Genomic DNA, 24,496 nt, shown 5'->3' on the forward strand with positions numbered 1-24,496 from the left:
AACACGATGGCGCGCCCGTCGCCGCACCCACGCTCCGGCTTCGGCATTTGGCTGGACCAGCATCTCTATAGTTTCGTTGCCAGTTTGGGCCGGATAGTGCGCAAGCCCTGGGCGACACTGCTGACCATCGGCGTGATGGCGGTGGCGTTCGCGTTGCCGCTGGGCTTGTGGCTGGCGTTGTCCAACGTCGAGCATTTCGCCGGCAGCGTGCAGCAATCCCGCGAAGTCGACCTGTTCCTCAAGCCCGAGATCGATGTCGCTCGTGCCCGCGCCCTGGCGGAGGAATTGCGTGGCCGCGCCGATGTGGCGGCGGTCGAGTTGCGCACGCCGGAGGAAGGCCTGGAGGAATTTCGCGATCGCAGTGGATTGGGCGCCGCGTTGGAAGCCCTGGACAGCAATCCGCTCCCCAGCTTGTTGATCATCACGCCGCGCGGCGAGGATTCCCAACTGATCGGGTCGTTGCAGGGTCTGCCGGAGACCGACCTTCTGCAGCACGACGCCGTTTGGCGTGAGCGGTTGCAAGGCTGGTTGAACTTCGGTGAGCGCTTGAGCTGGGTGCTGGCGGCGCTGTTCGGGTTGGGCGCGCTGCTGGTGGTGGGCAATACCGTCCGGCTGGACATCCAGTCGCGGCGCGAAGAGATCGGCGTGCTGCAACTGCTGGGAGCCACCGACGGCTTCATCCGGCGCCCTTTCATCTATCTGGGAGCTTGGTACGGCTTGGCAGCAGGCGGGCTGGCGCTGGGATTGTTGGCGCTGGCCGGGACCGCGTTGCGCGCACCATTGGCCGCGCTGGCCAAAAGCTACGGTAGCGGATTCTCGCTGACGGGGCTGGAGCCTGCGCTGGCTGGCGCCGTGTTGTTGGCCGCGGCGGCGATCGGCTGGCTGGGCGCATGGCTGGTGACCGGACACTTCTTACGTCAGACTCGCCCGACCGAAACCTGAGCCTCCATCCTTTCATGGCACAAGAGCTCCGTCATCTGATCAGCGATGCCCCCCGGGTGATGGTGGTGGATGGCTCCAAGCTGGTGCGCAAGATGATCGCCGACATGCTGCGGCGTGAAGTGCCCGGCGTGGAGGTGGTTGGCTGCTCCAGCATCGCGGAGGCGCGCAAAGCCCTGGCGACCGGCGAAGTGCACCTGGTGACCACGGCTTTGGCGTTGCCCGACGGCGATGGGCTTGAGATTGCGCGAAGCGTGCGCGAATCGGCGGGACAGGCTTATGTGCCGGTGATCGTGGTGTCCGGCGACGCCCAGCAGCATCTGGAAGAACGCCGCTTCACCGAATTCGTAACCGACTACTTCGATAAGTCGCTTGGCCATGAAGCCTTGGCCACCTTCATCCGCGGCTACGTGCAGCCGGAGCCTATCGTCGGTGCCACCATTTTGTATGTGGAAGACAGCCGCGTGGTGGCGGAAACCACCAAGCGCATGCTGGAACGGCAATCGCTGAAAATAGTGCACGTGCTGAAGGCCGAAGACGCTTTCGCCCTGCTCACCGCCGAATCGCTCGGCCTGTCGACACACCGTTTTGATCTGGTATTGACCGACGTGACGCTGAAAGGCGAACTGAGCGGGCGCGACGTGGTGCAGCGCATCCGCGTGGACTTCGCTTATGGCAAGCGCCGCTTGCCGATACTGGTGATGACGGGCGACGGCAATCGCGACAATCAGTCCGAACTGCTGCAGGCCGGCGCCAATGATCTGGTGCTCAAGCCCATCGAAGAACGCCTGCTGGTCACCAAGGTCCTGTTCCAACTGCGGCTGGCCCGCATGGACGACGCCCGCAGTCTGGTATGAGCGGCGTGGAAGGCGAACGCATCCAGTTGGAGCCTTCGTGGAAGGCGCGTGTCGGCGACTGGCTGCTGCGCCCGGAGATGCGCGAGCTTTCCGCATTCCTGCGCCAGCGCAAGGCGGCCGGCGCGCGCATCTACCCTCCCGGGCCGCGAATCTTCGGCGCGTTCGATGCCACGCCGTTCGACCGGGTAAAGGTGGTCATCCTGGGCCAGGACCCGTACCACGGACCTGGACAAGCACACGGCCTGTGTTTCTCGGTACTGCCCGGCGTGCCGGTGCCGCCTTCGTTGCAGAACATCTTCAAGGAGATCAACAGCGACCTGGGCATTCCGCCGCCGGATCACGGCTGCTTGCTGCCCTGGGCCCAGCAGGGCGTGATGCTGCTCAACGCGGTGCTGACGGTGGAGGAAAGCCGTGCTGGCGCTCACCAAGGAAAAGGCTGGGAAGGCTTCACCGACCACGTCATCGAAACGCTGGCCAATGAGCGCGAAGGACTGGTGTTCCTGTTGTGGGGCAGTTATGCCCAGGCCAAGGGCAAGGTGATCGATAGCCGTCGCCATCGTGTGCTACGCGCGCCGCATCCCTCGCCGTTGTCGGCGCATCGCGGCTTTCTAGGCTGTGGACATTTTTCGGCGACCAATCAGTATCTGGCTCAGCGTGGTCAGACGCCCGTGGACTGGCGCCTGCCGCCGCGCAGCCAACTGATGCTGGACATGCCGGGAACGGAGAACCGGTAATCGGTGGCCGGCGAGCGGCGGGTGTTGGGTAGGAGCGGCGTCCCCGCCGCGAGCTTTTGATCTTCGTCGTAGCGTGCGCTGTGCGCACGAGCCCTTGCATCCCAAGTCACGCGCACACCCGCGTTGCTCGCGTGGGGGCGACCTACGCAGACTGCCGGAACAGTAAGCAGGTAGCCAGAAAGAAAGCGGGAGACAGCTTTTTCGGCGACCGGCTTACCCGTTCCCGGGACTACTTTTTCCTGCGTTTCTTTGGCGGCGAAACAGCCGGTGCCGGTGCTGGCGCTACCGGAATGCTTTTGATCTCCGTCTGCAGTTCTTCCAGCATGGGCACCATCTTCTGCTGGATCGCGGCCGTCAGGTTCTGCATCAGCACCGGGTTCTTGTCCAGCAGGCTCTTGCCGGCAGTGCTTTCGTAGAATTTGGCGATTGCCCGCACTTCCTCGCGCGTATAGGTCTTCTTGTAGGCGTCGACATACAAGGGACGCATTTCCTCCCAGGACAGCGCTTTTTGCGCAATTTCACGGGTCTTCGTTTGGATGCGCGCCACTTCCGCGGTCTGCTCGGCGTTGAGCTCCTTGCCGGCAAAGTGTTTTTCGAATTCCTGCTGCTGCATTGCTTCCAGTTGCGGAATCACGCCGTTGAGCAGGCTTTGCGCGCGCGACGCCCGCAGCAAGCGATCGATGTCCGCGTCGGAGGGTTCAGCGGCGTACGCAGCGGCGTATATCACCACCAGGACCAGCGTCAACAGCATGCGAGCAGGCAAGGATGCGATCTTCATGCGGTTTTGGCATGTCCGAGACGAAAGGTCATGAATGGTGCCGCCGATCAAGTAAATGTCACGTTAAGTGGCGGTGCTTTGCCGTCCGCGCTACGTTCTGCCGTTCTTCCTGACTACAATTCCCGCATGGGGATCGGCTCACTCGACATCACGCCCACGCTGGCGATACCGGACGACGAATTGGTCGAACGATTCGTGCGCGCGAGCGGTGCGGGTGGCCAGAACGTCAACAAGGTGTCCACGGCAGTGGAACTGCGTTTCGATCTCGCACACTCTCCGTCGCTGCCGGAGCCCGTGCGCGAGCGTCTGCTTGCCAAGCGTGACCGACGCATCACCGACGATGGCGTGCTGATTATTGATGCGCAACGCTTCCGCACCCAGGAACGCAACCGACAGGATGCGCGTGAGCGCTTGGCCGCTTTCATCGCCACGGGCTTGGTCGCGCCGAAGAAACGTGTCGCCACCAAGCCTTCCCGCGCGGCCAAGGCGCGCCGCTTGGACAACAAGCGCGAACGCAGCCAGATCAAGCGAGGCCGCTCGCAAAAGAACCAATGGGAGTAAACCGATTGAGCGACACCCGCGATGTCATCCCCGCTATTCCACCCAACATGCCGCAGGTGCCGCCGAACCGGTTCACCCGCTGGCTGGGGCGCAGTTTTCTGCGCCTGTTCGGCTGGCGCGTCGTCGGCACGCTGCCGGACATCCCCAAGCTGGTGATGATCGTGGCACCGCATTCATCCAACTGGGATGGTCTGTGGGGCATGGCCGCCAAGATCGCGATGGGGCTTGAAGTGCGGGTGCTGGGCAAGGCGCAGTTGTTCTGGTGGCCGCTCGGCCCGCTGCTGGCCAGGTTGGGCGTACTGCCGATCGATCGCAGTTCGCCGCAAGGCACGGTGGAGCAGGCCATCACGCTGATCAAGCGCTCCGACCGCATGTGGTTCACCCTGACGCCGGAAGGCACTCGCAAGAAAGTGCAGAAGTGGAAAAGCGGTTTCCTGAAGATCGCCCGGCGAGCCGACGTGCCGATCCTGATGGCGTATTTCCACTACCCCGAGAAGATCGTCGGCATCGGCGATGTCTTCTACACCACAGGCGACGCCGAGGCCGACATGGCCAAGATCCGCGAGTGGTACCAGCCGTGGCAGGGCAAGAACCGCGGCACGGTTTAATTGCGTCGCGGCGCGGGCCGATATGGGAAACTTGGGCACGCTCTTTGGGAATAGCAAAATGACGCTGCCGAATCGCCTTGCCCGCAAGACTCTCGCTCTCACGCTGATCATGGCCGTTGCACCGGCATGGGCTGCCTCGCCGGTGCTGGTCATTCACGGTGGTGCCGGCGTGATGCGCAGTGGCATGACGTCAGAGGATGAGGCAGCCGCTCGCGCGGCATTGGAACAGGCGTTGCTTGCCGGCCATGCCCGCTTGACCGAGGGCAAACCGGCGTTGGATGCGGTGACTGCGGCGATCACCGTGCTGGAAGATGCCCCCATGTTCAACGCGGGCAAGGGCGCGGTGTTCACCCATGACGGCAAGAATGAGCTGGATTCGGCCATCATGGACGGCACCACGCGGCGGGCAGGCGCGGTGGCGGGAGTGCGTCGGGTTAAGAATCCGATCCTGCTGGCGCGCGCGGTGATGGAAAAATCCAAGCACGTGATGATGGTGGGCGAAGGTGCGGAAGCCTTCGCCAGGGAAAACGAGATCACGCTGGTGGATCCTTCTTATTTCCGCACCGAGAAACGTTGGCAGCAGTTGCAGAGGGCACTGAAAGAAGAAGCCGCACGCGAGGCACACACCGACATTGAAACCGCCAAGTATTTCGGCACGGTTGGCGCCGTGGCGTTGGACAAGCAGGGGCGTCTGGCTGCGGGCACTTCGACCGGCGGCATGACCAACAAACGCTACGGCCGCGTGGGCGATGCACCCATTATCGGCGCCGGCACATATGCAGATGCGCAATGCGCAGTATCTGGCACGGGCTGGGGCGAGTTCTACATTCGCGCGGTGGCGGCACATGACATTTGCGCGCGTGTGAAATACGCCGGCGAAGGCATTCGTCAGGCGGCGGAGGGCGTCATCAACCAGGACATCCCGAAGGCCGGTGGCGACGGCGGCGCCATCGCGTTGGCCGCCGACGGCAGTTTCGCGCTGCCATTCAACACCGAGGGCATGTATCGCGGCTGGATCGGTGCCGATGGGGTGCCGCATGTGGCCATCTACGCGGAAGATACGCCTGAAGATCGGGGCACTGAATGAGGTGCATTGGGTCGTAGCAGTGACTGGCGCTGCACAGCTTCTCAAACAGTCAGCAATCGGAGACCCAAGCTTTCGCATGCTTTGAAGATAGCGTGCGGCCATTGTTGCGTACGCGGCCATGGCGAAGAATCCGCCGCATCCTGCTGCGATTCGGTGAATCTTATGGGGTATCCGCAAGCAAGCCCCGAACATGTGGAATTCTTCCGTGAACATGGCTACCTGGTAGTCAGGAACCCGATTCCGCAGGCCGATCTGGATCAATTAGAGCGCTATTGCGATCTGCTGATCGAACGGAAACATGAATTGGCTAACGACTGGGCGTGGACGGTCGGCGAAAGCAAGGAAAACCGCTCGTTCCGCATCGTTCAATCGTCGCCTACCAAAGTCTGGCCAGAGATTGCCGGACAGCCGTATCGCCAGTGGTTGGCGGCTTTCTCGTCGAGTCTGATGGGATTGGACATGGCGTTCTGGTACGACCAATTCCTGGGCAAACCGCCCGGCAACAGCGCGCCCACGGATTGGCATCAGGACGAAGGCTATTGGGGCCGCAATCTTTACGACGCAGGCATCACCGGTTGGATTCCCTTGCAGGATGTCGATACGGCCAACGGCTGCATGCACTTCATCGATCGCGGCCACACATTGGGTGTGCTGCCGCACCGCTTGGTGGAAGGCGTGCAAAGTGATCTGCTGACCTGCGACGTAAACGAACGCGACATGGTGGCATGTCCCATGCATCGCGGTGATGTCGCGTTCCATCACTCCAAAACGCCGCATATGAGCACCGCCAATCTGGGCACCGGCTGGCGCAAAGCGGTGACCAATCACCTGCAGCGACGTGGTGCTGGCGGCGAAGGCGATCACTACCCGTGGCGGGTGAAGGTCAATCAGCGCACAGGCGAGCGCATTGCTATCGGCATGAGTACGCCGGAAGAAAAATAGGCGGTAGTAATGCGCGGGTCAGCGCTCGGAATGCCCGCTGTCGTCATAGCTGCGGCGGGTGAACAAATCGGGCTGGATCAGTTCGATGAAGGCGCGCGCCTGCGGTGACAGATATTTGCCCTTGCGTACCACCACGCCGTAGCTGCGCGAAGGAAAATAGTCGCTGAGCGAACGCGCGGTCAGGCGGCTGCGGTCGGCTTCGGTCAGGCAGATCGAAGTGACGATGGAGATGCCCATGCCCATCGCAACGTACTGCTTGATCACCTCCCAGCCGCCGACTTCCAGTGCCACGGTGTAGGGCACGCGGTTCTGCTGGAACACCAGGTCCACCAGCCGGTAAGTGATCTGGCGCTTGGGCGGCAGGATCAGTCCGTAGGTCGAGAGATCTTCCAGCTTCAGCTTGGATTTCTTCGTCAACGGGTGGTCCAGCGGTGTGATCAGCAGCGGCTCGAACCGGTAAACCGGCGCGTAGCTGAGATCGGCTGGCACATCCAGGACCGAGCCGATCGCCAGGTCCACCGCGTCCGAGCGCAGCAGATCGGTGCCGTCGGCGGTGATGGCGTTATGCAGGGTCAAGCGGACATCCGGGTGCTCCCGGCGGAAGTTCTCAACGATCTTGGGTAACAGATACAGGATGGTGGAACTGTTGGCCGCGATGTTCAGTTCGCCGGCGTCGAGCCCGCTGACCTTGTCGTGGAACACGGTTTCCAACCCATCGATGCCTTCGACCAGTGGCTGAGCCAGTTCGAACAGCACCTGGCCTTCCCGGCTGGGCGCCAGGCGGCGGCCGCTGCGTTCGAACAGCTTCACCCCCAATTCCCGCTCCAGCGCCTGCAACTGCAGGGTGATAGCGGGTTGGCTGACGAAAAGCGCCTCCGCGGCCCGCGAAACTGACCCCAGGCGCACTGTCTGGCAGAACGCCCGGAGCGGTTTCAGCCGGTCGGACTTGTAGGGAAAACGCAGCGTGGGCGGGGCTTTGTCGATGTTTGGATGATCAATATAAGTTAGGCTTATTTAATGCATTGATAAAACTGTGTTGTCAAATATATCGGTGGAGGAGCAGATTACAAGCCAGCAACAGTAGGAGACCTGCTCATGTCCGCCACCGCTTTCGCTTTGTCTCATTCCCGGGAAACCGGGCCCGGCAGACCCACGCCAGGTATCACTCTGACCACCAACCTGGTGGGGCAGGACAGCCTGCTTCCGCCGGCAGCCTTGGCGCTACTGGTCTCATTGCATCGTGCGATTGAGCCGGAGCGACAGGAGCGTCTGGCGAAGCGCCGTGAGCGCCAAGCCTATTTCGACGCGGGCGGTTTGCCCGATTTCCGCGAGGACACTCGCAACATCCGCGACGGCCATTGGAAAGTAGCGCCGCTGCCGGCCGCGCTGCGAGACCGTCGGGTGGAGATCACCGGGCCGGTAGACCCCAAAATGGTTATCAACGCCTTGAACTCGGGGGCGAAGGTGTTCATGGCGGATTTTGAGGATTCCACGTCGCCGACCTGGAATAACCTGTTGACTGGCCAGCGCGCGCTGATCGGCGCGGTCGCTGGAGACCTGACCTTCACCGCCCCGTCTTCTGGCGGCGCGTCGGGAAAGAAATACGCGCTGAAGCCGCTGGAAGAACAAGCCGTGCTGCTGGTCCGCCCACGCGGCTGGCACCTGGACGAGAAACACGTGCTGATCGACGGCGCGCCGATCGCGGGTGGCTTGTTCGACCTGGCGGTGTTCGCCTTCCACAACGCCAAGGCGCTGGCCGCCAAGGGCCGCGGCCCGTACTTCTACCTGCCCAAGCTGCAAAGCATGGAAGAAGCGGCGCTGTGGGAAACCGCGCTGTCGCATATCGAAGCCTCGCTGGGGCTGCCTCAGGGCCAGATGAAGGTCACTGTGCTGATCGAGACGCTGCCGGCGGTGTTCGAGATGCACGAGATTCTGTACGCGCTGCGCGATCGCATCGCCGGCCTGAACTGCGGGCGCTGGGACTACATCTTTTCCTATCTGAAGACCTTCCGCAGGCACCGCGACAAAGTGTTGCCGGAACGCGGCCAGGTAACGATGACGCAGCCGTTCCTGAAGGCCTATTCGGAACTGCTGATCCAGACTTGCCACCAGCGCGGCGCGCATGCGATGGGCGGCATGGCCGCGCAGATTCCCATCAGCAACGACGAAGCCGCCAACGAGCAGGCGATGGCGCGCGTGCGCGCGGACAAGCTGCGCGAAGTCATCGCCGGACATGATGGAACCTGGGTGGCGCACCCGGCGCTGATCCCCATCGCGCGCGCCATCTTCGACGAACGGATGCCAGGTCCGCATCAGCATCAGGTGCTGCGCGAAGACGTCCTGGTGACGCGCGAAGATCTGATCACACCATCCACCGGCACCATCACCCGCGCGGGTTTCGAAGGCAACGTGGAGGTCTGCGTGCGCTACCTGGCCGCATGGTTGGATGGCAACGGTTGCGTACCGATCCACTGGCTGATGGAAGACGCCGCCACGGCGGAAATATCGCGCACCCAGTTGTGGCAGTGGCTGCACAACAGCGGACTGCACCTGGCCGATGGCACAGCGATCGACTTCGGTCTACTGGAGCGCACGTTGGCGAATCTGCCGGCCAAGCTGGGCGACATCAACGCAATTCCAGGTGGCCGCCGGATCGATGAAGCCATTGCCCTGCTGGATGAGCTGACCCGCAGCGACGAGCTGGCCGAATTCCTGACGCTGCCCGCATACGAACGTATCGATTGATCTTGATTTTATTGATCTCGCTTTTGTAGGAGCGGCGTCCCGCCGCGAGCTCTTCGTCTCTACCGCAACCCGCCAGAAAGAGTTCGCGGCGGGATGCCGCTCCTACATGGCTTTCCCTTCTTTGCATCACAACACGGAACTATCGCCATGACCCAACTGCCGACTGCCCAACAAATCCAGAAAGACTGGGACACCAATCCGCGCTGGAAAGGCATCACCCGCAACTACGCCGCGGCCGACGTGGTGCGCTTGCGCGGCACCGTGCCGGTCGAGCACTCCATCGCCAAGCTGGGCGCGGAAAAGTTGTGGAATTATCTTCAGACCGAAGACTTCGTCAATGCACTGGGCGCACTGACGGGCAACCAGGCCATGCAGCAGGTGAAAGCCGGCTTGAAAGCCATCTACCTCTCCGGCTGGCAGGTGGCGGCCGACGCCAACCTGGCCGGTCAGATGTATCCGGACCAGTCGCTATACCCGGCTGACTCGGTCCCCGCCGTGGTCAAGCGCATCAACAACACGCTGCTGCGTGCGGACCAACTGCATCATGCAGAAGGCGACGACAGCATTGACTTCCTGCAGCCCATCGTGGCCGATGCTGAAGCCGGCTTCGGTGGCGTGCTGAATGCGTTCGAGCTGATGAAGGCGATGATCGAAGCCGGCGCCGCGGGCGTGCACTTCGAAGACCAACTGGCCAGCGTGAAAAAGTGCGGCCACATGGGCGGCAAGGTGCTGGTGCCGACGCGTGAGGCGGTGGAAAAGTTGAACGCAGCCCGCCTGGCCGCCGACGTCTGTGGCGTGCCCACCTTGCTGGTCGCGCGCACCGACGCCGAAGCCGCTGACTTGTTGACCAGCGATGTCGATGACAACGACAAACCCTTTGTCATGGGCGAGCGCACGGTCGAAGGTTTCTACAAGACCCGCAACGGTCTGGACCAAGCCATCAGCCGGGGCCTGGCGTACGCCCCTTACGCCGATCTGGTGTGGTGCGAAACCGGCAAACCGGACCTGGAGTTCGCGCGCAAGTTCGCCGAAGCCATTCATGCCAAATTCCCCGGCAAGTTGTTGGCGTACAACTGCTCACCCAGCTTCAACTGGAAGAAGAACCTGGACGACGCGACTATTGCCAGGTTCCAGAAGGAAATCGCCGGCTACGGCTACAAGTTCCAGTTCATTACCCTGGCCGGCTTCCATGCATTGAACTACTCCATGTTCAACCTGGCCCACGGTTACGCCCGCCGCCAGATGAGCGCATTCGTAGAACTGCAGGAAGCCGAATTTGCCGCCGCCGACCGCGGCTTCACCGCAGTCAAGCACCAGCGCGAAGTCGGCACCGGCTACTTCGATGCAGTCACCCAGGCGATTCAGCAGGGTCAGTCATCGACCACGGCGCTGAAGGGCTCCACTGAGGAGGAGCAGTTCCACGGCGAAAAGGCCGCTTGACGGCGAGGTGCGTTAGCCGCCATTTTTTGATCAAAGGATGGACCAACTTACCGTGGATTGCTCGCATGAAAGTATGGGCGCGTGTGTCGGCCATTATCCGCGGCGATGTGTGGCTGCCAGATATCGGCGCCGAATCACCTTACAGTCGGTTGGTGCGGTGAGGCTGGTATGGAGACCTCAATGTGTGGATTGCTCGCTGCGACCACCCCGGGCCAGAACCCTAGCCAGGGTCTGACAGCCAGGAGCATCGGCGAGATCTTCCTCTCAAGAGAATTGTTGGCCGCTGCGGTGAGCGTTGCATAACTGAGCAAGCTGGATAGCAGAAAAACAATTCCCACTCTGAGCCAAAAGGCTTCGATCAAGGGCCTCATCCACATCGCTATGCCGAGAAGGGCATAAAGCATCGCCCCGTAGGAGAAGACCTGAACCGCCGTCTGAAACATCTCGGATGCAAACTTCAGTGCATCAATAACAGCGCTTGCAGTAGCAATGCACGTGCAGAACACAAACCACTGCTTTGCTAGCGACAGCCAGCGCCTAGTGAGCTTACGATCCAGAGAGGCGGCGGATCTGAATGCGATCAAAAGGGCAGCTATTGGAGTTGCTCCGAACGCGAATAGCCGCACCTGTTGGAAGCCAAGGCTCATGAGAAAAAAAAGAATCAATGATCCCAAGGTTGCGGCGCCATAGAGGTGCCGCGGATCGACTCGAAGTTGTCTGAAAACCATCACTGCTGCACGGTTACGACACTGCCGACAATTACCGTTCCGGACCTCACCCCAATGCCGCCGTTTGGTCGAACAATGAGGAGGCCGTGGCTGTTGAGCCACCCCAGCCCTCGATTGTAGTCCGGCGCATTGCGAGCTTCGGGGCGCTCGTACGAAGAGTAATCCACTTGAACGGGCGACTGGCTGCTGGTGTAGATGAGATTACCTGCCGAATCTCGGACTTCCGCTACGACAAGCGACTGAGTTGCGGACTGGTGGTCGACCTTGGCCACAGTGCCATCGGGAAACCGGAAGGTGATCCGGATGGCGAACTCCTCTCCGGTATGGAGTTTCTTGCCAGACTCGATAACAAGCTTGGCGTAAAAACTTCGCCTGTCGCCCGCATCAGGCCAGTTATCAACGTTCTTTGCCCATTGCAAGAGCGCCTGACGGGCTGATCCATCGCGCGTAATATCAAACCCGCTCTGAGGAAAGTGCGGCGGCACGGTTGTAGGCTGAGCAGCAGCCGTATAAACGTTGAAATCAACAACTGTCGCGCCACCGGCCTCGCGATAGGCATCTGAGTAGGCCATGAACTCCATGGCCCGTTCTTCGGTGACTGACATGGGTGTTACTACCCAGTCCATCGGATAGACCCAAATGGGAGTGAGATCTACCCAGTATGCGTTGAGCTGGCCGGTAGCACGGTTTCCCACGTGTACGAGATGGAGGCCCGAAGTTTTTGCTCTTTCTTGCATCTGTGCGCTGGTGCAGCCATCGCATAGGGCTACGTTTGCTGTTTCTTGGGCGCTGGCTCGCCCGCTTGCCCCTGCCAGAAAGATCATCATCGGAACGGCTGGCGTCCAGAGAGCATGCCGCCTACTTTGTACATACCGCGTCATAGCAACTTCTCCATTGAAATACAGAGCAAACGGTCCGTAGACGCTCACGTTTGCGCATTCAATGTCGACTGCCATTTTTGCCGAATCAATGGATATTTCTCGAAAAAATACCGGCGCACATACCTTCTTCCCGGTGCTGTCAGGTAGCTCCGTTCGCCGCACCCCGGTCTACCCGCCGATATCCCAGAGCTTCCGTCAAATGCGGCGTTTGGATGTGCGCGGAGTTGGCCAGATCGGCGATCGTGCGCGCGACACGCAGAATGCGGTGCATGGTGCGGGCCGAAAGCTGCAGGTGTTCAATCGCATTTTCCAGCAACGCCTGATCGCATGGCTGCAACCGGCAATGCAACATGGTGTCTGACTGACCGAGCTGGGCGTTGACTTTGCCATTGCCGTTGCGGCCAGTTTGCAAGGCCCTTGCCCGCACCACTCGTTCGCGCACGCTGACCGTGGGCTCACCGTCGGGAGCATCCGGTCGAAGTTCCTGCGGCGGCAGGCGCGGCACTTCCACGTGCAGATCGATCCGGTCCATCAACGGCCCGGAAATTTTCGCACGATAGCGACGAACATTCTCCGGGCTGCAGCGGCAGCGGCCGCTGGGATCGCCTGCCCAGCCGCAAGGGCAGGGATTCATGGCGGCCACCAATTGAAAGCGCGCCGGAAACTCGGAGCTGCGCGCGGCACGCGATACGGTGACCGTGCCTGATTCGAGCGGCTCACGCAGAACCTCCAGTGCACGCCGGTCCCACTCCGGCAATTCGTCCAGGAAAAGGACGCCATGATGTGCCAACGAAATCTCGCCGGGGCGCGGCTCCGCACCGCCACCTACCAAAGCCACCGCGCTGGCGGTGTGGTGCGGGGCGCGATAGGGACGTTGCCTCCATCGCGCCGGGTCCAATCCCCGCCCGCTGATCGAAGCGATGGCGGCGCTTTCCAGAGCTTCCGCTTCGCTGGCTTCCGGCAACAGCCCCGTAAGCCGAGAAGCCAGCAGCGTTTTCCCACAACCGGGCGGACCGATAAGAAGTAGATGATGGTTGCCCGCCGCAGCCACTTCCAGCGCACGGCGCGCATGCATCTGGCCGCGCACGTCGGCCATGTCCGGAACTTGCGTCGGTTGCGGCGGCGGCGCTTCAGCTGCGGGAAGCATCTTGGTGCCGATCAGTGCCGCGCAAACCTCCAGCAGCGTGCGTGCGGTATATGCGTTCACCTCGCGTGCCAGTGCGGCCTCCGCACCGCTGCCGATCGGCACGATCAGCTTATGTCCGGCGTTTGCCGCTGCCAGTGCGGCAGGCAATACACCATCCACCGTTCGCAGTTCTCCGGTCAGCCCCAATTCGCCCAGGAACTCGTACTCGTCCAACGCCTCGCGAGGGATTTGTCCGCTGGCGGCGAGAATGCCCAATGCGATAGGCAGATCGAAGCGGCCGCCGTCCTTGGGAAGATCAGCGGGTGCAAGATTGACGGTGATGCGGCGGGAAGGAAACTCGAACTGCGAGCACAGGATGGCGGCGCGGACACGGTCGCGCGATTCGCGCACGGCGGCTTCCGGCAAGCCGACGATATTCGTCAACGGCACTCCCCCTGATAGGTGTACCTCAACCCGGACCGAAGGCGCGCGCACGCCCGCGCGTGCACGGCTGTGCACCAACGCCAGACTCATGAAAGTCTCAGTTCGGGTCGGGTTTGGCGGCGGCGGCTTGGGCTTCCAAAGCCTGTACCGTGCGCTCTAGCGCTTCCAGCTTTTCGCGCGTGCGCAACAGCACCGCGCGCTGGACCTCGAACTCTTCACGGGTGACCAGATCCAGCTTTGACAAACCCGTTTGCAGCGCGCTCTTGAACGTTTGTTGCAGTTCTTCCTGCGATTCACGCAGGCCAGGTGGTACCAAATTGCTGAGGCGGCGGGCTAGGTCGTCGATGTGGTTCAGGTCGATCATGAGTTTCTCCGGCAGTCCGGCCAGCTTGTCCATACCGCAAGGGCAGCGCCATCAGCGTTCGCTGTGCGGTGCTGTCGGGAAAATCCGATGCTCGCCGCGCCGTCATTGAACCGCACCCCCGCTTCACCTGCAACTGCGTCGACTTCAATGGGCCTGCCTCAGCAAAGCCTGATCAATCGGGCCGACCCCAATCAGGTTATCCTGCCGCCAGCGTACAAAGGGAGCACCCTGCATGAAAATGATCATGGCCATCATCAAGCCCTTCAAGCTGGACGATGTGCGAGAAGCGCTGGCCGAATCTGGTATTGCCGGCATCACCGTCACCGAAGTGAAAGGATTCGGTCGCCAGAAGGGCCACACCGAGCTCTACCGCGGCGCCGAGTATGTGGTCGATTTCCTGCCCAAGGTAAAGGTGGAGGTGGCGGTCACGGACGAGCAGGTGGAGCAGGTGGTGGAAGCCATCGTCAAGGCCGCTGGTACCGGCAAGATCGGCGACGGCAAGGTCTTCGTCTATGAACTGGAAAAAGTGGTGCGGATCCGGACCGGTGAATTGGATGGAGACGCGCTGTGAGGATGGACGAATAGCCCGCAGCAAGTGATCTCACTTCGTGGGCAGGGGATGCCTGGATCCACTGGAAGGCATCCAATGATGGAACTTCACAACAGAAAGGGGATTTGAGTGCGTAACAAGTTGATGATGTTGACAGCGGCAGTGGCGCTAAGCGCCTCCTCATGGGTTTCGGCCCAATCGATAACACTACAGAAAGTGACGCCACTGGCCGAGGAGAACGACATCTCCGACGCTATCAAGGCCGAGTGCAATCTGGGCGAGAAGCTGGCGGATTCCGTCAAGCGAAATTCCTCATTGCCGGTAACACTCGTCGATGGTCCGCTGGATACCAAGGCTGGTCGTGTGTTGCAGATGGAAATCCTGGATTCGGTGAACATGGGCAACGCTTTCATGGGGCGCCAGACCTACACCAAGATACGCGGAACGCTCTATCAGGACGGGAAGAAGGTCGGCTCGTTCAAGGCACGCCGTAATTCGATGGGCGGCGCTTTCGCGGGTTTCAAAGGCGCCTGTTCGGTACTGGGCCGCACCGTCGAAACCCTGGGCAAGGATGTCGGCGGCTGGCTGAAGGCGCCCACTGACGAAGCTGCTTTAGGCGATTGACGCTGGCGCATACGAAAAAAACCCCGCGTGATGCGGGGTTTTTCAATGTCGCGCGTGAAGCGCGTTGGATCTCCGCCACAACGGGCCTTATGATCACCCTCGGGTGGGTCTCGCCCAAAGAAAACAAAGCCGCGCATGGTGAGGCTTTGTTTATCGGATCGCAGCTGATTACTCGCCCAGCGCTTTCGCCACGAATGGCGGAGCCACCATTACACCGGTATGCAGATGCGCGGTGTAGTACAGCGTATCGAAGGACTTGCCACTCGAATCCTGTTGGCGAAAATCGAAGCCGCCATGCTTTCCATCGGCATGTTTGCGCGCCATCGTCACGCTCCACCAGCCAGTGGGATAGCAGGGCTGCGGAAACGGCAGCGTTTTGAAGGTGGTGAAGCCGGCCTTGCCCATTTCGGCGCGCATTTCCTTGATCAGGTCCAGCAGCGCCAGCGGCGATTCGGATTGCTGGACCAGGATGCCGTCGTCTTTCAGCGCGCGGAAGCAGGATTCGTAGAACGACTTGTTGAATAAACCTTCCGCCGGGCCGACCGGATCGGTGGAGTCAACGATCACCACATCCACGCTGCCAGCCGGACAATTGGCCATGTAGGCCACACCGTCGTCGAACAGCAGTTCGGCACGCGGGTCGCCATTGGATTCGCAAAGTTCTGGGAAGTATTTTTCCGACATCCGCGTCACTTGCTCATCGATATCGCATTGAGTGGCACTCTGCACACCTGGGTGCTTCAGCACTTCACGCAAGGTGCCGCAATCGCCGCCGCCAATGATCACCACACGTTTCGGGTCGGCGTGGGTGAACAGAGCCGGATGTGAAATCATCTCGTGATAGAAGAAGTTATCGCGCGTGGTCAGCATCACCGCGCCGTCGATGATCATCAACTTGCCCCAGTCGGTGGTGTTGTAGATCTCGATTTTCTGGAACGGCGACTGCACTTCATCCAACTTGCCGGTGACGCGATAGCCGATGGCCGAACCGGTGGGCTGGAAGTGCTCGATATACCAGTTGTCTTCGTTCGTCATCGCCGTGATTCGCGGTTCAAAGGGGCGCCGATTGTACCGGAACCGGTGTTACAAGCTGGCGGCGATCCTTTAGCATCTGGATATCCAGGGAGACAACGATGCGTTCAATGGAAGCCCGGCGAAGGCTGGTGGAGCGGCTGGAGCGCGAAGTGCACGTGGCGCCCGCGCGCTACCGGCTTAAACTGGCCCTGTTGGCCGCATTGGGCTATGCGGTGCTGGCTGTATCGCTGGCGATGACGCTAGGCGTGGCGGTTTTTCTGGTGCTGTACGTGGTGATTGTTCGCCCGCCGGCGGATCCTATGGTCGTGATCCCGATCTTGATGCTCGGGACGGTCGGCGTCGTTATCCTGCGTGCGCTGTGGATCCGTTTCAGCGAGCCCGACGGGCACCGCCTGCAACCGGGCGAGGCCCCGGGCCTGCGAGAAGAAGTGGAACGGATACGGCGCCAGGTCGGCGCCGAACGCCTGCACGGCATTGTCATCGACGATGCGCTCAACGCAGCGGCTGCCTACGTGCCGAGCGGGGTCGGGCTGTGGAATCAACGGCACTATCTGGTATTGGGATTGCCGTTGTTGCAGCTGCTCAACCGCAGCGAGCTGGCGGCGGTGATCGCGCATGAGTTCGGCCATTTCCATGGCGGCCATGGGCGCTTCGGTGCCTGGATCTACCGGCTGCGCAGCAGCTGGTATCGGTTGATGGAAGGCGTGGCCAGCGGCGGCTGGTCGGTGGGGCAGCTGCTGGGACTGTTCTTCCGCTGGTATGCGCCTTATTTCGACGCTTACAGCTTTGTGCTGGCCCGCCGCCAGGAATATGCAGCCGACGCGGTGGGCGCGGCGGTCGCGGGAGAACGGGCGATGGCAAGTGCGCTGGTACGGGTAGGGCTTGCAGCCGACTGGTTGCAGCGCGACTTCTGGCCGGGCGTGCATCGGTCGGAACAGGACCAGTCCTACCCGCCGGCGCATGTCCACGGCCGGCTATCGTCCGCGATACGCGAGCACCGGCGCACTCATGAGGGCGCACCGCGCTGGTTGCTGGAGCGCGATGCCGGCTTGGACGATACGCATCCCACATTGGCCCAGCGGCTCAATGCACTCAAGATCATGATTGCGCCACGCCCGGATTCTGCAAGCGATCATTCCGCGGCGGACCTGCTGGGAGAAGTTCTGCATGAAAAGCTGGAGCAGCGTTTCAGTCGCGAGTGGCACGAGGCGGCAAAAAGAGAGTGGGAGGCGCGTCACCGACAATGGGAATTGGAGCGCCGTCGGCTGACAGAGCTGGAAGCGCACAACGAGCGCTCGCCCGCCGAATGGGTGGAATATGCAGCGTTGGCTGAAGCACACCGCCTGGCCCAGGATGCGCTGACGTTGTACCGGGAAGCCTTGGCCAGATCGCCGTCCCACGTTTGGACCCGATATCGGTTAGGAGCGCTTCTGCTGAAGCGCGGAGACGAAGCGGAAGGCATCGAATGCTTGCAGCGCGCAATGGAGTCGAATGCGGCGGTGATCGAGCCCGCACTCCAAAGTTTGGAAGAACATGCGCGAACGCAGCCGGATGACAGCAACGTATTCACGGTCATGGCGGCGCTGCGTAAACGCTACGGCGCTGGCATCCACGACGGAAACCGGCTGGAAACCGATGCCGAGTGGTTGCCGCATGCGTTGGACGCCGTGCAAATGCAGGGCATTGCCCGCGTATTCCGCGGCTTCGAGAAGATCGCCGAAGCCTGGATCGTCCTTCAGCCCGCTGGCGGCACATCGGCGCTGCCGCATTATCTGGTGCTGGTGCGCTGGACTGGGTCGGTGGTCAGCGAGTCCGTTGGCCTGGAGCGGCTCGCCGATCAGTTGCGATTGCCCGGCACCTTCACCATCGTCACCACCACCACGCAGGCGGCATTGGCGCGGCAAATAAGATCCAAAGCGGGTGAACCGGCGTATCAGCGGCCCCGGTAACCGGAGTGCGACATCCGCAGCGGTAGAATGCACACCTTCTTGTTCTGTCCGAGCCGCCGCAATGACTCACTGGTCCATCGACCAAGCCCGCAAGACCTATTCCATCCCGCATTGGGCGGAAGGGTATTTCGACGTGGATGGCGCCGGCCGCATCGTGGTGTCCCCCCAGGGTGCACAAGGGCCGCAGATTCCACTGCCTGAAGTGGTGGATGCCGCGCGTGCCAATGGCGCAAAATTGCCGCTACTGGTGCGCTTTCCGGACATCCTGGGCGATCGCCTGGGCAAGCTTCAGTCCGCGTTCGCGCAGGCGCAGAGCGAGTGGGAATATCCGGGCGGCTATACCGCCGTCTATCCCATCAAAGTCAACCAGCATCGCGGTGTGGCCGGCACCCTGGCCTCCCATGCCGGCGAAGGCTTTGGCCTGGAAGCGGGCAGCAAGCCTGAGCTGATGGCCGTGCTGGCGCTGTCGCGTCCAGGCGGGCTGATTGTGTGCAACGGCTACAAGGATCGCGAATACATCCGCTTGGCACTGATCGGCCGCAAGCTGGGATTGCAGACCTTCATCGTGGTGGAGAAGCCTTCCGAGCTGCCGTTGGTGATGGAGGAGGCGCGTGCCCTGGGAGTACGCCCCGGTCTTGGCGTGCGTATGCGGCTGGCGTCGCTGGGCGCAGGCAAGTGGCAGAACAGCGGCGGCGACAAGGCCAAGTTCGGCCTTAGTCCGCGCCAGGTGCTGGATATGTGGAAATACCTGCGCGACTCCGGCATGGAAGATACGTTGGGCCTGCTGCATTTCCACATGGGCTCGCAGATTTCCAATGTGCGCGACATCGCCAATGGCATGCGCGAAGCGACGCGCTATTTCGTCGAACTATCCAAGCTGGGCGCGACGATCAGTCATGTGGATGTCGGCGGTGGTCTGGGTATCGACTACGAAGGCACGCGTTCGCGCAGTTACTGCTCGATCAACTACGGCCTGAACCAATACGCCTCCAATATCGTGCAGCCGTTGGCCGAGGCCTGCGAGCAGCACGGGCTGGCGCCGCCGCGCATTGTCACCGAATGCGGACGCGCGATGACCGCGCACCATGCGGTGCTGGTCGCCAACGTGTCGGAGGTGGAGCGCGCGCCAGAAGGCCGTGTTCCCCCGGCGCATGAGGACGAGCCGGCGGTCATCCGTCACTTGCGCGAGATTCATGGCGAACTGGACGCGCGTCCGGCGGTGGAACTGTTCCATGAAGCGCAGCACCACCATAGCGAGGGCTTGTCGCTGTATGCGCTGGGGCAGATCGATCTGACCCACCGGGCGCGCATCGACGATCTTTTCTACGCCATCGCCCATGCCGTTCGCGGCCGGCTGAGCAGCGACGAGCGCAGCCATCGCGATCTGCTAGACGAGTTGAACGAACGCTTGGTGGACAAGTACTTCGTCAACTTCAGCGTGTTCGAATCCATTCCCGATGTGTGGGCCATCGATCAGGTGTTCCCGATCGTGCCGATCGAACGGCTGGACGAGACGCCCGATCGCCGGGGCATGATCGCCGATATGACCTGCGATTCGGACGGCATGGTGAAGACTTACGTCGAAAACGAGGGGTTGGATTCCTCGATGCCGCTGCACAGCCTGAAATCCGGAGAGAGCTATCGCCTCGGCATTTTCCTGGTAGGCGCCTATCAGGAAATCCTGGGCGACATCCACAACCTGTTCGGCGATACCGATGCGGTGGAAGTCAGCGTCGATGCCGGTACCGGCTATCTCCTCAACCAGCAGCGCCGTGGCGATACCACCGACGTGATGCTGGATTACGTGGGCTATCGGCTGGACGATCTACGCGCGGTCTACGCTGAGCGGGTGGCGAACGCACAGCTGCCTGCCGATGAATCGAAGATGCTGTCGGAGGCGCTGGAAGCCGGATTGACGGGCTATACCTATCTTTCGGACGAACCCTTGGCGTAGTTCATTCCTGTCGAAAGGAGGCATGCTCGTCCCTTCTCCCCCCGGGAGAAGGTGGCGCGCAGCGACGGATGAGGGCATGGGATGTCCGCTTGTAGCGAATTTGGCGAGCCAGTCGGTGCCGTTCCCTCATCCGCCCTCCGGGCACCTTCTCCCGGAGGGAGAAGGAAGCATGCGCGCTCCGAGAGAGTGAAGCAGACTACTTCCGTGCCACCTGAAATCCCGCGAACGATTGCGTCACCGGCATCAATTCAAGCCGGTTGATATTGAGGTGTGGCGGCAGCGTGGCGACCCAGTAGAGGGTATCGGCGATGTCCTCGGCGGTCATTGGCTGGGCGCCGGTGTAGAGCTTGTCTGAAGCTTGCTGGTCGCCGTGCGTGCGCACCAGGGTGAATTCGGTTTCGGCCATGCCCGGTTCGATGGAGGTCACGCGCACGCCAGTGCCGTGCAAATCCGAGCGCAGGCCCAGCGAGAACTGGGTTACGAAAGCCTTGGTGCCGCCGTAGGTATTGCCGCCCGGGTAGGGATAACTGCCGGCGATGGAGCTGATGTTGATGATGGCGCCTTTACGCGCGATCAGCGCAGGCAGTAGCCGATGCGTCAGCGTAACCAGGCTGGTGACGTTGGTGTCGATCATGGTGCGCCAATCGTCCAGGCTGGCGCTCTGCGCGGGGGCGGTACCCAGCGCCAGGCCGGCATTGTTGATCAGCAGATCAATGTCGCGAAACGCCTCGGGCACCTCTGCCAATGCGGCATCCATCGCGGCTTCGTCGCGGATATCGAAATGGGCCGCGTGGACCTTGTCGGCACCTAGTTCGTCTACCAGCATTTGCAGGCGGTCCGCGCGGCGACCCGTCGCGATCACACGCCAACCCGCATTGGTGAAACGCCTGACGGAGGCGGCACCAAAACCCGAGGTGGCGCCGGTGATGAGAACGGTTCGTGTCATGGTGATGGGGAATAGGGAGCGGGGAATAGGGAAAGGGAAAGCGCGAGGCTAGCGAAGATCGTGAGCAGGGTCGCGGGGCGCAGCAGTACCGCCTTTTTGCTTCTACAGATTCTCGTTTCCCGATTCCCCATTCCCGACTCTTTCGCTCACTGCGCCTTGATGGCCATCGCCGGCAGTCCGCCATCGGCGAGTTTCTGTTTGGCATCGGCCAGTTCGCTGGCGGTGCCGTACGGCCCCATGCGCACCCGATACACGGTTTTGCCATTGATCCGCGCCGACTCCACGCGCGCACCCAGGCCCAGTAAAGCGATCTTGGCCTTGGCGGCTTCCGCATCGCCAGAAGCGCCAAACGCGCCGGCCTGCAGGACGTAGCGCGCGCCGGTGTTGGCGCTGGCGATGGTAGTAGCGGTACTCGTTTCTGCTGGCTTGCTGGGCGTCGCGGCCGCTGTGGTCGTTGCTGCCGATGTACTGACCGGCGTCGGCCGGCTTTCCGACGTCTCCGTCACAGGCGTTGGATTGCGGGGAAGCGTCGGCGCTGGCGGTGCCACCGGAGTGTCGTTGCCGGCGGTCAGCAGCGCGCGCGCGCGGCGTGCTTCTTCCTCACGCGCGCTGGCGGCGAGCTCCGCATCGGACATCTGCACTTCCTTGCCCGGAAGCAAGGTGTAGAAGTCGTACTGAGTTTCCTTCGGCGCTTCATCCGTCGCCGCAGACTGCTGCGAAGGAGTTGATTCGGGCGCCACCTCTTCCACACTGGTCACGTCTGCCGGCGCTGGCTGTGCGTCCGGATTGGGCTGCGGACGGAAGAAACCGTCGCCGTCTTTTTTCAACAGGCCCGGAGCGATGAAGAAGATGGCGACACCGACCAGCAGCCCAAGCAGCAGCCACACCCAGGCCGGAGTGGCTTGATTGGAATGACGTGTCGCCTGGCTTTTGCCGCGTCTTGCAGCCATTACTTGCTCTCCACTTACATGCGTTCCGGGGCGCTGACGCCCAACAATTCAAGTCCGTTCGCCAACGCCTGCCGGGCCGCCAAGGCCAGCGCCAAGCGCGCGTTGCGCACGGCTGCTTCGTCGATGAGGATCGGCGAGCCGTCGTACCACGTCTGGAAAGCATAGGCCAACTCGCGCAGGTATTGCGCGATCAAGTGGGGCTCCAGGGCCTGCCCTGCGCTTTCGACTGTTTCGGGATAGCGGGAGAGCTCGACCATCAGCAACAGCGATGGTTCGTCGTTCAGTTCATCCAGACCCGTGATGCCCTGTGTCTGATCGTAGGCGTAGCCCTTTTCGGCCGCTTTGCGCATCAGGCTGCAGATACGCGCATGGGCGTACTGCACGTAGTAGACGGGGTTGTCCTTGCTCTGCTCGCGTGCCAGATCGATATCGAACGTGAGCTGCGAATCCGGCTTGCGGGCGATCAGGAACCAGCGGGTCGCGTCGCAGCCGGCCTCCTCGATCAGGTCACGCAACGTGAAGTAGCTGCCGGCGCGCTTGGAAAGCTTCACTTCCTCGCCGCCGCGCATCACCGTGACCATCTGGTGCAGCACGTATTCCGGCCAGCCTTGCGGGATGCCTTCGCCCAGCGCCTGCAGGCCCGCATGCACGCGGGCGAGGCTACCGTGGTGATCGGCGCCCAGTTCAGTAATCGCGCGCTCATAACCGCGCTGCCATTTGGACATGTGGTAGGCGACATCGGGCACGAAATAGGTATACGTGCCGTCCGACTTTCGCATGACGCGGTCTTTGTCGTCGCCAAAGTCGGTGCTGCGCAACCACAACGCGCCGCCTTCCTCGTAGGTGTGACCGGAGGCGATCAGCTTGCGCACCGTTTCTTCGACCTTGTCGTCGGCGTACAGCGAGCTTTCCAGGAAGTAGGTGTCGAAGGACACACGGAACGCGGCCAGATCCAGGTTTTGCTCGCGGCGCAGATAGGCCACGGCAAAGCGGCGGATGGCGTCGAGGTCAGCGGGATTTTTTTCGCCGGTGACGGAATGGCCCTCGAACTCGACCGTGTCGCCATTCAGATAAGCCTGAGCCACATCGGCGATGTACTCGCCGCGGTAACCGTCTTCCGGCCAGTCGGTGCTGTCGGGTGTCTTGCCCAGCGCGCGCGCCTGCACCGACTTGGCCAGATTATCGATCTGCACGCCGGCGTCGTTGTAGTAGAACTCGCGCTTGGTGTTCCAGCCGTTGGCGGCCAGCACCCGTGCGATGCAGTCTCCAATCGCGGCGGCGCGGCCATGGCCGACGTGCAAGGGGCCGGTGGGGTTGGCCGAGACGTATTCCACGCCAACCGTCTTGCCGACTCCCGAGGTATTGCGGCCGTATTTCTCACCTTCCGTCAAAGCGGTGGCGACCTCGCGCCGGTAGGCCCCGGGCGACAGGTGGAAGTTGATGAAGCCCGGACCGGCGATCTGCACCTGGGTGACGTCCTCGCTGGCCGGCAATGCCGCCACCAGCGCGGTGGCAATGGCGCGCGGATTGCTGCGCGCGGCTTTTGCCAGGAGCATCGCGGCATTGGTGGCGAAATCGCCGTGTTCGCGGGTCTTGGGACGTTCGACCACGAACTCTGGGGTAGGCGTATCAGCGGGAAGAGTGCCGGCGTTGCGCAGGGCATCAATGCCCTGAGTGATCAGGGCGCGGAGTAAGGATTTCACGAAGTTTCTACTGGAGCGCGGAAACGGCGATTTTAGCCGAGTGCGGGCGGGCGTGCCCCTTGGAAGCGGGGGGCGGGTGACGCATTTGCTTTGCTTCCCCCTTTATAAAAGCGGGATCGAGGGGTTTGCTTCCCCTCACACCAAGCCCCTGGCCGCCATCGACAGCGGCGGACCATCGCCAATCACAAAATGGTCCAGCAAGCGGATATCCACCAAAGCCAGGGCTTCCTTCAGCTTGACGGTGATGTTGCGATCGGCCGCGGAAGGCTCGGAACAGCCGGAGGGGTGGTTGTGCCCCTTATGTATCATGACGCATAGTTCTGTTACATTCATGCCTATGTTGCCCGGCGAGCCCCGTGTCAGAAGGCTGAGGAATAGGGATGGATCAAGTCGGCCGGTCCTTCTGGTAGGCGAGATGCCGTCCGTTCTCTCGGCACTGTGGGTCCAGGATCTAGCACTTCAGGTCCGGCCTAACACCTTGGATGCATATGCGCGAGACGTGCTCATCGTCTATCGCTGGGCATACCAACGAGATTTATGCCTAGAGACTA

General features: G+C 61.8%; 23 protein-coding genes and 1 pseudogene. 13 read left to right on the top strand and 11 right to left on the bottom strand.

The genetic code is table 11. The features are described 5' to 3' along the window. Positions 1–6: 6 nt before the first annotated feature. The 3 genes from ftsX to ung are packed head-to-tail and all read left to right on the top strand — an operon-like array spanning position 7 to position 2,530. Positions 7–942, top strand: a complete 936-nt coding sequence (gene ftsX / locus AB6O04_RS07030; RefSeq protein WP_368563174.1) for a permease-like cell division protein FtsX — start codon at positions 7–9, stop codon at positions 940–942. 14 nt (positions 943–956) lie between these two features. Then, positions 957–1,796, top strand: coding sequence for a response regulator (locus tag AB6O04_RS07035; RefSeq protein WP_368563115.1), 840 nt, complete (start codon positions 957–959; stop codon positions 1,794–1,796). Continuing rightward, positions 1,793–2,530: a uracil-DNA glycosylase gene (ung, locus tag AB6O04_RS07040; protein WP_368563116.1), complete on the top strand. Its 738-nt coding sequence runs from the start codon at positions 1,793–1,795 to the stop codon at positions 2,528–2,530. Before AB6O04_RS07035 ends, ung begins: the two co-directional genes overlap by 4 nt. 229 nt (positions 2,531–2,759) lie before the next feature. Here ung and AB6O04_RS07045 read toward each other — a convergent pair whose 3' ends face one another. Then, positions 2,760–3,308: a DUF2059 domain-containing protein gene (locus AB6O04_RS07045; RefSeq protein ID WP_368563117.1), complete on the bottom strand. Its 549-nt coding sequence runs from the start codon at positions 3,306–3,308 to the stop codon at positions 2,760–2,762. Positions 3,309–3,434: 126 nt separating this feature from the next. On the opposite strand from AB6O04_RS07045, the gene arfB reads away from it, so the two are divergent. From arfB to AB6O04_RS07065, 4 genes are all read left to right on the top strand, one after another. Next, positions 3,435–3,869: an alternative ribosome rescue aminoacyl-tRNA hydrolase ArfB gene (gene arfB, locus AB6O04_RS07050; protein WP_368563118.1), complete on the top strand. Its 435-nt coding sequence runs from the start codon at positions 3,435–3,437 to the stop codon at positions 3,867–3,869. A gap of 5 nt (positions 3,870–3,874) precedes the next feature. Next, positions 3,875–4,477 (top strand): lysophospholipid acyltransferase family protein, encoded by a 603-nt coding sequence (locus AB6O04_RS07055; RefSeq protein ID WP_368563119.1) that lies wholly within the window; start codon positions 3,875–3,877, stop codon positions 4,475–4,477. Between the two features lie 58 nt (positions 4,478–4,535). After that, the gene (locus tag AB6O04_RS07060; protein ID WP_368563120.1) at positions 4,536–5,564 is read left to right on the top strand and encodes an isoaspartyl peptidase/L-asparaginase family protein; all 1,029 of its coding nucleotides are present in this window, start codon (positions 4,536–4,538) and stop codon (positions 5,562–5,564) included. Positions 5,565–5,726: 162 nt separating this feature from the next. Further along, positions 5,727–6,506 (top strand): phytanoyl-CoA dioxygenase family protein, encoded by a 780-nt coding sequence (locus AB6O04_RS07065; RefSeq protein WP_368563121.1) that lies wholly within the window; start codon positions 5,727–5,729, stop codon positions 6,504–6,506. Positions 6,507–6,524: 18 nt separating this feature from the next. Here AB6O04_RS07065 and AB6O04_RS07070 read toward each other — a convergent pair whose 3' ends face one another. Next, positions 6,525–7,490 carry a LysR family transcriptional regulator gene (locus AB6O04_RS07070; RefSeq protein ID WP_368563175.1) on the bottom strand — a complete coding sequence of 322 codons (966 nt, stop codon included), beginning with the start codon at positions 7,488–7,490 and terminating at the stop codon, positions 6,525–6,527. A 111-nt stretch (positions 7,491–7,601) separates the two neighbouring features. Between AB6O04_RS07070 and aceB the strand changes: the two genes are divergently transcribed. Further along, on the top strand, positions 7,602–9,251 hold the full coding sequence (gene aceB, locus AB6O04_RS07075) for a malate synthase A (RefSeq protein WP_368563122.1): 1,650 nt from the start codon (positions 7,602–7,604) through the stop codon (positions 9,249–9,251). Positions 9,252–9,398: 147 nt separating this feature from the next. Then, complete coding sequence (gene aceA, locus AB6O04_RS07080) at positions 9,399–10,691, top strand: isocitrate lyase (RefSeq protein ID WP_368563123.1); 1,293 nt, start codon at positions 9,399–9,401, stop codon at positions 10,689–10,691. Between the two features lie 134 nt (positions 10,692–10,825). Here the strand turns inward: aceA and AB6O04_RS07085 are convergent, their stop codons facing one another. From AB6O04_RS07085 to AB6O04_RS07100, 4 genes are all read right to left on the bottom strand, one after another. Beyond that, positions 10,826–11,419, bottom strand: a complete 594-nt coding sequence (locus AB6O04_RS07085) for a hypothetical protein (RefSeq protein WP_368563124.1) — start codon at positions 11,417–11,419, stop codon at positions 10,826–10,828. Beyond that, complete coding sequence (locus AB6O04_RS07090) at positions 11,419–12,024, bottom strand: hypothetical protein (RefSeq protein WP_368563125.1); 606 nt, start codon at positions 12,022–12,024, stop codon at positions 11,419–11,421. Before AB6O04_RS07090 ends, AB6O04_RS07085 begins: the two co-directional genes overlap by 1 nt. A gap of 415 nt (positions 12,025–12,439) precedes the next feature. Continuing rightward, positions 12,440–13,960 (bottom strand): YifB family Mg chelatase-like AAA ATPase, encoded by a 1,521-nt coding sequence (locus AB6O04_RS07095; protein ID WP_368563126.1) that lies wholly within the window; start codon positions 13,958–13,960, stop codon positions 12,440–12,442. A gap of 7 nt (positions 13,961–13,967) precedes the next feature. After that, positions 13,968–14,234 (bottom strand): accessory factor UbiK family protein, encoded by a 267-nt coding sequence (locus tag AB6O04_RS07100; protein WP_368563128.1) that lies wholly within the window; start codon positions 14,232–14,234, stop codon positions 13,968–13,970. A gap of 232 nt (positions 14,235–14,466) precedes the next feature. Here AB6O04_RS07100 and AB6O04_RS07105 point away from each other — a divergent pair, with 232 nt between their 5' ends. Further along, positions 14,467–14,805: a P-II family nitrogen regulator gene (locus AB6O04_RS07105; RefSeq protein WP_368563129.1), complete on the top strand. Its 339-nt coding sequence runs from the start codon at positions 14,467–14,469 to the stop codon at positions 14,803–14,805. Positions 14,806–14,913: 108 nt separating this feature from the next. Continuing rightward, positions 14,914–15,408: a hypothetical protein gene (locus tag AB6O04_RS07110; RefSeq protein WP_368563130.1), complete on the top strand. Its 495-nt coding sequence runs from the start codon at positions 14,914–14,916 to the stop codon at positions 15,406–15,408. A gap of 168 nt (positions 15,409–15,576) precedes the next feature. On the opposite strand, the gene speE is transcribed toward AB6O04_RS07110, so the two are convergent. Then, on the bottom strand, positions 15,577–16,443 hold the full coding sequence (speE, locus tag AB6O04_RS07115; RefSeq protein WP_368563131.1) for a polyamine aminopropyltransferase: 867 nt from the start codon (positions 16,441–16,443) through the stop codon (positions 15,577–15,579). A 98-nt stretch (positions 16,444–16,541) separates the two neighbouring features. Here speE and AB6O04_RS07120 point away from each other — a divergent pair, with 98 nt between their 5' ends. Then, positions 16,542–18,392, top strand: coding sequence for a M48 family metalloprotease (locus AB6O04_RS07120; protein ID WP_368563132.1), 1,851 nt, complete (start codon positions 16,542–16,544; stop codon positions 18,390–18,392). 61 nt (positions 18,393–18,453) lie between these two features. Beyond that, positions 18,454–20,346, top strand: coding sequence for an arginine decarboxylase (speA, locus tag AB6O04_RS07125; protein WP_368563133.1), 1,893 nt, complete (start codon positions 18,454–18,456; stop codon positions 20,344–20,346). A 196-nt stretch (positions 20,347–20,542) separates the two neighbouring features. Here speA and AB6O04_RS07130 read toward each other — a convergent pair whose 3' ends face one another. From AB6O04_RS07130 to AB6O04_RS07145, 4 genes and pseudogenes are all read right to left on the bottom strand, one after another. Next, entirely contained in the window at positions 20,543–21,292 is a 750-nt protein-coding gene (locus tag AB6O04_RS07130) for an SDR family oxidoreductase (protein ID WP_368563134.1), read from the bottom strand. Positions 21,293–21,438: 146 nt separating this feature from the next. Continuing rightward, on the bottom strand, positions 21,439–22,242 hold the full coding sequence (locus AB6O04_RS07135) for an SPOR domain-containing protein (protein WP_368563135.1): 804 nt from the start codon (positions 22,240–22,242) through the stop codon (positions 21,439–21,441). Between the two features lie 14 nt (positions 22,243–22,256). Next, positions 22,257–23,945: an arginine--tRNA ligase gene (argS, locus tag AB6O04_RS07140; RefSeq protein ID WP_368563136.1), complete on the bottom strand. Its 1,689-nt coding sequence runs from the start codon at positions 23,943–23,945 to the stop codon at positions 22,257–22,259. Positions 23,946–24,080: 135 nt separating this feature from the next. Then, a pseudogene (locus tag AB6O04_RS07145) lies at positions 24,081–24,242 on the bottom strand (JAB domain-containing protein); the annotation flags it as partial. Between the last annotated feature and the right edge of the window lie 254 nt (positions 24,243–24,496).

Origin of the sequence: Pseudoxanthomonas sp. UTMC 1351 (genome assembly GCF_040948865.1) — a bacterium.
Taxonomy (GTDB): Bacteria; Pseudomonadota; Gammaproteobacteria; order Xanthomonadales; family Xanthomonadaceae; genus Pseudoxanthomonas_A.